The organism is Thioalkalivibrio denitrificans (assembly GCF_002000365.1).
GTDB lineage: Bacteria > Pseudomonadota > Gammaproteobacteria > Ectothiorhodospirales > Ectothiorhodospiraceae > Thioalkalivibrio_A > Thioalkalivibrio_A denitrificans.
The window spans coordinates 19,999-30,258 of the sequence record NZ_MVBK01000036.1 but is presented as its reverse complement, the minus strand read 5'-3'; the positions used below and the strand labels follow the sequence as shown (position 1 = coordinate 30,258).

Genomic DNA, 10,260 nt, shown 5'->3' with positions numbered 1-10,260 from the left:
GCAGCCTAAGTCCGACAGGCTGCCAGTGTGTTCCCGCGCTCGGGTGGGCCCGACGGTGCATCATGCGGTCTCCTCGCTCACGGGGGCCTGACGCTGCAGCAGGGAGGTGAACTCCTCCGTGAAGTTGTCATAGCGTGTGACGATACGATCGATGTCGTCGGAGAAACGGTTGTAGGCGATCACCGCCGGGATGGCCGCGAACAGGCCCAGCGCGGTGGCGATGAGCGCCTCGGCGATGCCCGGCGCCACCATGGCCAGCGTCGCCTGCTGCACGCCCGAGAGCCCGATGAAGGCATGCATGATGCCCCACACGGTGCCGAACAGGCCGATGTAGGGGCTGGTGGACCCCACGGTGGCCAGAAACGTGAGATAGCTTTCAAGGCCGTCCACTTCGCGGGACACCGCCACGCGCATGGAACGCTGGGCGCTTTCCCCCAGGCTCATCCCCCCCTGGTTGCGCTGCTTGCGCCCGCGCAGAAATTCCTTGAAGCCGGCGGCGAACACATGCTCCAGCCCGGAGACCTCGCTCTTGCGCCGGATGCCCTCGTAGAGATGAGCCAGGTCCACGCCCGACCAGAAACGCTCCTCGAACTCTTCGGTGGCGACCCGGGTATCTCGCAGCACCCGCCACTTGATGACCATCACGGTCCAGGACAGCACCGAGGCCACCACCAGGATGATCATGACCAGCTGTACGATGAAACTGGCTTCGAGGATCAGGCGATAAAGGGACAGATCAACGCTCACGTGTCTCGGCCTCCGGGGCTGACAGTGCCTTGAGAATGGGGTCGGGGATGCTGCGGGGACGGAAATCCCCTGCATCCAGACAGGCAATCTTGACCTCGCCGCGGGTCAGCAGTTCCGGAGCGTTCGGCCCCGACACCCTGACTACGGTCTGGGCGAAACGGATACTGGCCCGCCCCGGCGGCTGCACCGAGGCGCTGACCTCCAGTTCGTCGTCCAGGCGGGCAGGCAACAGGTAGTCCAGCATCACCGAGCGCACGGCGAACAACAGGCCCTGCTCCCGCGCCAGCCGGTCCTGGTCGAAACCAAGATGCCTGAGCCACTCCGTGCGGGCGCGCTCCATGAAGCGCAGGTAATTGGCGTAGTACACGACGCCACCGGCGTCCGTGTCCTCGTAATAGACGCGCACCGGCCAGATGAAGGCCCCGTTCGCGCGCTCGAGTTTGCTGGATTGTGTCGTCATGGACACGGGGTTCGATCACAGTTTTCCGTCTTCGGGGCCGTCCGGGGCCGCGCTGAACAGGTCCTCCGCCGTGCCGGCGCCGCGGGGCACCGCCAGACCGAAATACCGGTAGGCGTTGCCCGTGGCCATGCGCCCGCGCGGGGTGCGCATGAGAAATCCCTGCTGGATGAGATAGGGCTCCACCACGTCCTCGATGGTGCCGCGCTCCTCGCCGATGGCGGCAGCCAGGCTGTCGACACCCACCGGCCCGCCGTCGAATTTCTCGATCACCGCCAGCAGCAGGCGGCGGTCCTGGGCGTCGAAGCCCTGCACGTCCACGTCCAGCAGGTCCAGGGCGCGATCCGCCACGGCGGCGGTGATCACGCCGTCGGCCTTGATCTGGGCATAGTCGCGAACCCTGCGCAACAGTCGGTTGGCGATGCGCGGCGTGCCCCGGGAACGCCGCGCGATCTCGGTGGCCCCGGCCGGCTCCAGTTCCACGCCCAGAATGCCCGCGGCCCGCCGCACGATCCGGGTCAGGTCCTCGGTTCCGTAGAACTCCAGGCGCTGCACGATGCCGAAGCGGTCGCGCAACGGCGAGGTCAGCAGCCCCGCGCGGGTGGTGGCTCCCACCAGGGTGAACGGCGGCAGGTCCAGCTTGATGGAGCGGGCGGCGGGCCCTTCGCCGATGACGATGTCCAGCTGGAAATCCTCCATGGCCGGGTAGAGGACCTCCTCCACCACGGGCGACAGCCGGTGGATCTCGTCCACGAACAGGACGTCTCGGGGTTCCAGGTTGGTGAGCAGCGCAGCCAGGTCCCCCGGGCGCTCGAGCACCGGGCCCGAACTGTGGCGCAGGTTCACCCCCAGCTCGTGGGCGATGATGTGGGAGAGCGTGGTCTTGCCGAGACCCGGCGGCCCGAAGATCAGCACATGATCCAGGGCCTCGCCGCGCCCCCGGGCGGCCCCGATGAAGATCTCCATCTGCTCGCGCACCGCGGGCTGGCCCACATAGTCCGCCAGACGCTTCGGGCGGATGGAATTTTCGGCTACTTCATCTTCCTTGGAGCCTTCGGCGGTGATCAAACGTTCGGGCATGGCCAGTCACTGGGGACCAGGGGCAAGATACAAGAGGCAAGATACAAGAAAAAACATGAAAAAAGAACCACAACTTTCTGTTACATGGCAAGAAATCTCGATTTCATCGGGCGCCCCATGGGCGCCGGATCAAGGTCCCGCCTTGGGCACGGCGCCCTATGTGCGCCGCTGGCGGCCTTTTCTTGTCTCTTGAATCTTGCCTCTTGTCTCTACGCTCTACTTGAGCGTTGCTTTCAGAGCCAGCCGGATCAGGTCCTCGGAGCGCTCCGCCTCGCTTTCCACGGCGCTCACCAGGCGGCTGGCCTCCTGGGGCTTGTAGCCCAGGGAGACCAGGGCGGAGACGGCATCGCTGACCGGGTCCGGCGCCCCGCCGGCGGAGGCGGCGGCCGCCGCGCCGCCGGCCACGGCGGCGGTGGCCGGCAGGCTGCCGATGCGGTCGCGCATCTCCACCACCAGGCGTTCGGCGGTCTTTCGGCCGATGCCCGGCAGACGCACCAGGGAGGCGGTGTCGGCGTCCATGACGCAGCGGGCGAACTCCTCGGCATTCATGCCCGAGAGGATGGCCAGCGCCATCTTCGCGCCCACGCCGCTCACGCGAATCAGGCTGCGGAACAGTCCCCGCTCCGACTCGCTGCCGAAGCCGTAAAGCACGTGGGCGTCCTCGCGCACGTGCAGATGGGTATGCAGCGTCACCTGCCCGCCGGGCTCCGGGAGGTTGTAGAACGTGGACAACGGCGCCTCGATCTCGTAGCCGACTCCCTGAACCTCAAGCAGCAGAAAAGGGGGCTGCTTGCTGACCAGCTCGCCGCGCAGACGTCCGATCATCGTCGCGATCTCCGGCGCGCGCCCCGGGTCCTGAAGGCGAGCGCCTGCACGCCCTCCGGCAGGCGGCCGAATGTTCCCTGGGTGTGGGCATGGCAGACCGCCACAGCCAGAGCGTCGGCGGCATCCGACGCCGGGGCGGCGTCGAGGCCGAGGATCATGGTGATCATGTGCTGGACCTGCTCCTTATTGGCCGAACCGGTGCCTACCACTGCCTGCTTGATGGAGGCCGGGCTGTACTCGACGACGGGCAGCCCGCCGCGCACCCCTGCGCAGATGGCCGCACCGCGCGCCTGACCCAGCTTGAGCGCCGAGGCGGGGTTGCGGGAGACAAAGACCTGCTCGATGGACAGCACGTCCGGCCCGTGGGTGTCCACCAACTCCGAGACCTGCTCGAAGATCATCCCCAGGCGCACCACCAGATCCTGCCCGCTCACCCGGATACAGCCGCTGTGCACATGCCGGCTGCTGCGTCCGTCGCTGTCGATGATGCCGAAGCCGGTCACCAGGGAACCGGGGTCGATGCCTAATATGCGCATGGAATGCGCAGGTACAAGGTACAAGGTACAAGGTACAAGGGGATCAACACCCCCCCTTTACCCTTGTACCTTGTACCTTGTACCTGTTCCACCGTTCTGGCCGTAATCCCCTCAGGCTTCAATTGCCTGCATCACCTCATCCGGGAAATCAGCGTTCGTATACACATTCTGGACATCGTCCTGATCATCCAGCATGTCCAGGAGCTTGAGCAGTGCGGGGGCGTTTTCCGCGTCCACGGGGGCGGCGGTGGCGGCGCGCATGGTGACCTCGCTGCGCTCGGGCTTGAGGCCCGACTCGGTCATGGCGGACCGCACGTCCTGGTATTCGTCGGGATCGGTGATCACGTCGATGGAACCGTCGTCGTTGACGATCACGTCCTCGGCACCGGCCTCCAGGGCCACCTCCATCACGCGGTCCTCGTCGCTGCCCTCGGGGTAGCTCAGGATGCCCTGCTTCTCGAACAGGTAGGCCACGGAACCGTCCGTGCCCAGATTGCCGCCGCACTTGGTGAAGGCGTGGCGCACCTCAGCCACGGTGCGGTTGCGGTTGTCGGTCATGCAGTCGACCATGATGGCCACGCCGCCGGGGCCGTAGCCCTCGTAGCGGATCTCCTCGTAGTTGACGCCCTCCAGTTCACCTGCGCCGCGCTTGATGGCGCGCTCCACCGTGTCCTTGGTCATGTTGGCGTCCAGGGCCTTGTCCACGGCCAGGCGCAGGCGCGGGTTGGCGTTGATGTCCGAGCCGCCCAACCGGGCGGCCACGGTTATTTCCTTGATGAGCTTCGTGAAGAGCTTGCCGCGCTTGGCGTCCTGGGCATTCTTGCGGTGCTGGATGTTCGCCCACTTGCTGTGTCCGGCCATGGAGGTCTTGTCTCGTAGCGTGGTTCAAATGAGTTCGGGGAGATACCACACCCCGTGAAGGTGGCCCGCCTCCGGCACACCGTAGGTCGGGCTTCAGCCCGAAAATGACGCCTCGACAGCCATGATCGTCGGGCTGAAGCCCGACCTACGGTGTCCCGCGACAGGGTCGCCCGATCCGTCGCATAGTCTAACTTAGGGTGACTCGGCCGCGAAATCGCCGGTTTTCAGGAACGCACCCACCGCCTCGGCCACGTGCTGCGACCAGAGCATGGTGAAATGCCCGTAGGGCACGCTGAGATGCGCGTTGATCTCGGGCGCACGGGTCTCCGAGACGGCCACGGTGCCGTCATTGGGGTGGTCCAGGGCCCGGCAAAAAACCGTGCCGATGCCGAAACCCCGGTGGCCGGCCACCATGCCCAGTTCCCGGGCCGCCTTCCAGCGCGGCGCCCCACCCAGCAGGCCGCGGCGGGTGCAGCGTCCCAGCATCCAGCGGGTCAGCGGCGTGCGCGCGAAGCAGGCGGCGGTGCGGCTGCCGTTGATCGGCGTGCCCAGCATCACCACGCGACCCGGGCGCTGCATGGGGCTGCGTTCGAACAGATGCAGGACCACCAGCCCGCCGAGGCTGTGGGCCACCAGGTGCACCACGTCGGCATCCATGGAGCGGAGGAAGTGCTCCAGGCGTGCAGCGCTGGCCTCGGGGGTGGCCAGGACACTGGGATAGCGGAATTGCCGGCACTCGAAGCCCTGCGCGGCGAGACGGCGACGCAGAGGGCTCATCTCCAGCCCGATCATCCACATGCCGTGCACGAGCACCACGACCTCACGCATCGATGGCCGACCCTCCGGGCACGCGCTCCCGGATCACGCGGGCGTTGGTCCAGGAGAAGCAGCGTTCGGCCGCCTCGGCGGCAGGCAGCCAGCGATATTCAGAGTGCTCTTCCGGGGCGATGCGCACCGCCACCACGTCCGGCAACGGCAGGAGGTAGACGTGTTCCAGATTCTCATGCACGTCGGGGGCATAGCGATGACGCCAGACCGTGTGGATGGGAAAGCGGTATTGCAACCGACAATCCACCAGACCGTCAGCCTCCAGACCCGTCTCTTCCATGAGCTCCCGTCGCGCCGCCGCCTCCGGCGTCTCATCCCACTCCAGACTGCCGGTCACAGACTGCCAGAAGTCCGGCGGCTCCCGGCGACGCAGGAGCAGGACCTGCCCGTCCAGGGTGTGGACGACCACCAGCACGGATTCCGGGCGTTTGAAAGACATAGGTACAAGGTACAAGATACAAGGTAAAAGGGGGAAAACCTTGTACCTTTTCCCTTGTACCTTGTATCCGCCTTTTACGCGGGCTGCTTCTTGATTCGGATGTTCAGTTCCCGCAACTGAGCCTCCGGCACTTCGGCCGGTGCATTCGTGAGCGGGCAATGCGCCGTCTGGGTCTTGGGGAAGGCCATCACGTCGCGAATGGACTGGCTGCCGGTCATGAGCATGACCAGGCGGTCCAGGCCGAAGGCGATGCCGCCGTGGGGCGGGCAGCCGTACTTCAGGGCATCCAGCAGGAAGCCGAACTTCTCGCGGGCCTCGGCCTCGCCGATGCCCAGCAGCCCGAACACGGCCTGCTGCATGGCGGTGGTGTGGATACGCACGGACCCGCCGCCCAGTTCCGTGCCGTTGAGCACCATGTCGTAGGCGCGGGACATCATCTCGCCGGGATTGCCCGTGAGGTCCTCCGGGCGCTCGGCGTGCGGCGCGGTGAAGGGATGGTGCAGGGCCATCCAGCGGCCTTCTTTTTCGTCGTATTCGAACATGGGGAAGTCCACCACCCAGAGCGGTTTCCAGCCCCGCTCCACCAGGCCCCGGTCGTGGCCCAGCTTCACCCGCAGCGCACCCAGAGACTCATTCACCACCCGGGCCTTGTCGGCGCCGAAGAAGATCAGGTCGCCGTCCTCGGCACCGGTACGGCCCAGGATCTCCACGACTACGGTATCGGGCAGGAACTTGAGGATGGGCGACTGCAGGCCCTCGCGCCCGGCGTTGAGATCGTTGACCTTGATGTAGGCCAGCCCCCTGGCACCATAGCGCGCAACGAAGGCGGTGTAATCGTCGATGTCCTTGCGCGAGAGCTCGCCGCCTTTGGGCAGACGCAGGGCGGCGACACGCCCGGCGGGATCCTTCGCGGGGCCGGAGAAGACCTTGAAGTCCACCTCCCCCATTACGTCGGTGAGCTCTGTCAGCTCCAGCGGGATGCGAAGGTCCGGCTTGTCGGAGCCGAAACGCGCCATCGCCTCGGCGTAGCTCATGCGCTGGAAGGGTGTGTGCAGCGGCTCCTCCAGCACCTGGGCGAACAGTTCGCGCACCATTTCCTCCATGAGGCCCATGATGCCCTCTTCGTCCATGAACGAGGTCTCGATATCCAGCTGGGTGAACTCGGGCTGACGGTCGGCACGCAGGTCCTCGTCCCGGAAGCAGCGCACGATCTGGTAGTAGCGGTCCATGCCGCCCATCATCAGCAGCTGCTTGAACAGCTGCGGCGACTGGGGCAGCGCGAAGAAACTGCCCGGGTGCGTGCGGCTCGGCACGATGTAGTCCCGCGCGCCCTCCGGCGTGGCCCGGGTCAGCATCGGGGTCTCGATGTCGAGAAAACCGTTGTCCTCGAGGAAGCGACGCAACACCCGCGTGATGCGCGCGCGAAGTTGCAGCCGCGTCTGCATGGCAGGGCGGCGCAGGTCCACGTAGCGATAGCGAAGGCGCGTCTCCTCGTTGACGTCGTCCTCATCCAGCTGAAAGGGCGGGGTCTCGGCCGCGTTGAGCACGGTGAGTTCACGGCCCAGCACCTCCACGGCACCGGTGGGCAGATCCGGGTTCTCGGTGCCTTCCGGGCGGCGGCGCACACGCCCCTTTACCGCCAGCACGTACTCGCTGCGCACCCGCTCGGCGGTGACGAACACGTCGGGCAGGTCCGGATCGAATACCACCTGCACCAGGCCCTCGCGGTCACGCAGGTCGATGAAGATCACCCCGCCGTGATCCCGGCGGCGGTTGACCCAGCCGCACAGGGTCACCTCCTGGTCCAGGAGGGATTCGTTGACGGCCCCGCAGTAGTGACTACGCATGACTTGCCCTTCTTGATTGAATGGAGACACCGCACATGCAGGTGCGCCGGGGAACGGAGATCGCGCGGTGTAGTGCCCTGAAAAGGCGGCAATGTTACGACTTGGGCTGGGGGGGCGCAACTTGGGCGCCGGACTCGGGCAGGTGCGGCGGGGGCCACTTGGGCGACACCACGCCCAGCGACATGACGAACTTGAGCCCGTCCTCGACGCTCATGTCCAGCTCCACCACCTCGTCCCGGGGCACCATGATGACGAACCCGGAGGTGGGATTGGGCGTGGTGGGCACGAACACGGTGAGCACCTCACGGCTGGTGCGGTGCTGCACCTCGCCGACCCCGACACCCGTCTGGAAGGCCACGGTCCAGATGCCCTTGCGGGGATACTCGATGAGCAACACCCGGCGAAAGGCATCGCCGCCCGCGCCCAGCAGGGTCTCCATGACCTGCTTCACCGCCGAGTAGATGCTGCGCACCAGGGGGATGCGGTGCAGGATGCTCTCCCAGATGTCCACCAGCTTGCGGCCCACCAGGTTTGCGGTGATCAGGCCGGTTAGGAGCACGATCACCGCGGCCAGCACCACTCCAAGACCCGGGATGTTGAAACCCAGCAGCGCCTGGGGCCGCCAGGCGGGAGGCAGCAGGAGCAGACTGTTGTCCATCAGGTCCACGAGGAACTTGAGGACGAAGAAGGTGATCACCAGCGGCACCCAGACCACCAACCCCGTGATCAGGTACTTGCGCAGGGTGGCGAGCCGGGGCCGCTGTTCGGCGAGAGACATCAGCCGGCCGCCACGGCCTTCGGGCTGTCGGTCTTCGCGGGCTTCGCCGACTCGCCGGACTTGACGCCGTCCTTCGGCTTGGCGGACTCGCCACCGGATTTGCCGTCGCCGCCGTCCTTCAGGTTGCGCTTGTTGCCGTTCTTGAAGTCGGTTTCGTACCATCCGCCCCCGCCGAGCCGGAACCCGGCCGCGGAGACCAGCTTGGACAACGCGGCTGCGCCGCATTCGGGACAATCCCTGAGCGGTGCATCGCTGATCTTCTGGATCACCTCGAGCCGGTGGCTGCACTCGCCGCACTCGTATTCATAGATGGGCATTTTCAATCCCTCAGAAAATCGGTCAGTATTGTCGACGAATTATATGGAAAGTCCCGGCCAAATCCATTCGGGACGTCCCCACCTTATATGAGGGCCGGCGCGGCGGAATTCCACCCCCGCGCCGCGCCACCGGCCCGCCGGGGTACACGCCGGCCGGAAAAGGAAACGATCCACCATGGCGCACAAAGTAGTCATCATGCTGCTGAATCTCAATCCGGACGCACCGGCCGCCCTGGGCGCCCCTTTCTTCCAGGCGACCGTGGCCGCTGCCATGGACATGGAGGTGGAGATCTATTTTGCCGCACGCACCACACGCCTGTTGCTCAAGGGCTGGGCCGAGGACATCTACCCGGGAGAGGCCCGCGAGAAATCCCTCTACAGCTTCATGCAGGACGCCCACCAGGCGGGCGTGAAGTTCTACGTGTGCGCCGGGGCGGCGGCCGAGCATCAGCTGACCGAGGACAACGCCATCCCGGAACTGGACGGCGTGCGCGGCGGCGCGGCCTTCATCGGCGCAGCCGCGGAAGAAGGCGTCATTACGCTCACGTATTGAGCTCCAGATGTCAGATGTCAGACGTCAGACGTCAGACGTCAGACGTCTGATGTCTGATGTCTGATACCAAGGGTAAAATGCCAGGGACTTCATCCTTCATCCTCACTCCATGAAGACCGTCCTCATCACCGGCTGTTCCACGGGTATCGGTCACTGCGTGGCCCATGCCCTGCACGAGCGCGGATACCGGGTGTTCGCCACGGCGCGCCGTGCCGCTGACGTCAGCCGACTTGAGGAGGAAGGGCTTGAGTCGCTGCTTCTGGATCTGGACGACAGCGCGAGCATCGCGGCCGCCGTGGACGAGGTGCTGGCGCGCACCGGCGGAACGCTCTACGCCCTCTTCAACAATGGTGCCTATGGGCAGCCGGGCGCGGTGGAGGATCTCTCCCGGGATGTACTGCGGGCGCAGCTGGAGACGAATCTGCTGGGCTGGCTGGAGCTGACCAATCGCGTGGTGCCCGTCATGCGGCGCGCGGGCGAGGGGCGCATCATCCAGAACAGTTCGGTGCTGGGGCTGGTGGCCCTGCCCTTTCGCGGCGCCTACAACTGCTCCAAGCATGCACTGGAAGGGCTCACCGACACCCTGCGCCTGGAGTTGCGCGGCTCCGGCGTGCATGTGAGCCTGGTGGAGCCCGGCCCCATCGAGAGCCGCTTTCGGGCCAACGCCCATGCGGCGTTCCTGAAAAACATCGACCGGGCGAACAGTGTCTTTCGCGAACATTACGCCGCTGCCGAGCGGCGCCTGACCAAGGAGGGCCCCGCCGCCCCCTTCACCCTGCCGCCTGAGGCGGTGCTGAAGAAGGTCATCCACGCCCTGGAAAGCCCGCGCCCCCGCGCACGCTACTACGTTACCTTCCCCACCCACCTCTTCGGCACCCTGCGCCGCCTCCTGCCCACGGCCTGGCTCGACCGCGTGCTGCTCGCGGTGTCGCGCCGGGAGAATCGGTGAGTTCTGTGGAATTCCCCTGGACTCAACCGCGACGCAAAGGCGC

Annotated in this window: 13 protein-coding genes; 2 read left to right on the top strand and 11 right to left on the bottom strand. The window is 66.1% G+C overall.

Annotated elements, in window-relative coordinates:
• Positions 1–60: 60 nt before the first annotated feature.
• From tolQ to B1C78_RS06425, 11 genes are all read right to left on the bottom strand, one after another.
• Positions 61–747 (bottom strand): protein TolQ, encoded by a 687-nt coding sequence (gene tolQ / locus B1C78_RS06475; RefSeq protein ID WP_077278339.1) that lies wholly within the window; start codon positions 745–747, stop codon positions 61–63.
• Positions 737–1,207: a tol-pal system-associated acyl-CoA thioesterase gene (gene ybgC, locus B1C78_RS06470; protein WP_077278338.1), complete on the bottom strand. Its 471-nt coding sequence runs from the start codon at positions 1,205–1,207 to the stop codon at positions 737–739. The genes tolQ and ybgC overlap by 11 nt, the downstream gene beginning before the upstream one ends.
• Before the next feature lie 15 nt (positions 1,208–1,222).
• Positions 1,223–2,284: a Holliday junction branch migration DNA helicase RuvB gene (ruvB, locus tag B1C78_RS06465; protein ID WP_077278337.1), complete on the bottom strand. Its 1,062-nt coding sequence runs from the start codon at positions 2,282–2,284 to the stop codon at positions 1,223–1,225.
• 216 nt (positions 2,285–2,500) lie between these two features.
• Positions 2,501–3,109, bottom strand: coding sequence for a Holliday junction branch migration protein RuvA (ruvA, locus tag B1C78_RS06460; protein ID WP_077278336.1), 609 nt, complete (start codon positions 3,107–3,109; stop codon positions 2,501–2,503).
• Positions 3,106–3,645 carry a crossover junction endodeoxyribonuclease RuvC gene (gene ruvC, locus B1C78_RS06455; RefSeq protein WP_077278335.1) on the bottom strand — a complete coding sequence of 180 codons (540 nt, stop codon included), beginning with the start codon at positions 3,643–3,645 and terminating at the stop codon, positions 3,106–3,108. The genes ruvA and ruvC overlap by 4 nt, the downstream gene beginning before the upstream one ends.
• Positions 3,646–3,756: 111 nt before the next feature.
• Positions 3,757–4,506: a YebC/PmpR family DNA-binding transcriptional regulator gene (locus B1C78_RS06450; protein ID WP_077278334.1), complete on the bottom strand. Its 750-nt coding sequence runs from the start codon at positions 4,504–4,506 to the stop codon at positions 3,757–3,759.
• A gap of 192 nt (positions 4,507–4,698) precedes the next feature.
• Complete coding sequence (locus tag B1C78_RS06445) at positions 4,699–5,334, bottom strand: esterase/lipase family protein (protein ID WP_077278333.1); 636 nt, start codon at positions 5,332–5,334, stop codon at positions 4,699–4,701.
• On the bottom strand, positions 5,327–5,773 hold the full coding sequence (gene nudB, locus B1C78_RS06440) for a dihydroneopterin triphosphate diphosphatase (RefSeq protein ID WP_077278332.1): 447 nt from the start codon (positions 5,771–5,773) through the stop codon (positions 5,327–5,329). The genes B1C78_RS06445 and nudB overlap by 8 nt, the downstream gene beginning before the upstream one ends.
• A 74-nt stretch (positions 5,774–5,847) precedes the next feature.
• Positions 5,848–7,620, bottom strand: a complete 1,773-nt coding sequence (aspS, locus tag B1C78_RS06435; RefSeq protein ID WP_077278331.1) for an aspartate--tRNA ligase — start codon at positions 7,618–7,620, stop codon at positions 5,848–5,850.
• A gap of 94 nt (positions 7,621–7,714) precedes the next feature.
• A complete protein-coding gene (locus B1C78_RS06430) occupies positions 7,715–8,398 on the bottom strand; it encodes a DUF502 domain-containing protein (RefSeq protein ID WP_077278330.1) in 684 nt (227 codons plus the stop codon).
• On the bottom strand, positions 8,398–8,715 hold the full coding sequence (locus B1C78_RS06425) for an FmdB family zinc ribbon protein (protein WP_077278329.1): 318 nt from the start codon (positions 8,713–8,715) through the stop codon (positions 8,398–8,400). Before B1C78_RS06425 ends, B1C78_RS06430 begins: the two co-directional genes overlap by 1 nt.
• Positions 8,716–8,890: 175 nt before the next feature.
• Between B1C78_RS06425 and B1C78_RS06420 the strand changes: the two genes are divergently transcribed.
• Entirely contained in the window at positions 8,891–9,268 is a 378-nt protein-coding gene (locus B1C78_RS06420; RefSeq protein WP_077278328.1) for a DsrE family protein, read from the top strand.
• Positions 9,269–9,377: 109 nt separating this feature from the next.
• Complete coding sequence (locus B1C78_RS06415) at positions 9,378–10,217, top strand: SDR family oxidoreductase (protein WP_077278327.1); 840 nt, start codon at positions 9,378–9,380, stop codon at positions 10,215–10,217.
• The last annotated feature ends 43 nt before the right edge of the window (positions 10,218–10,260 follow it).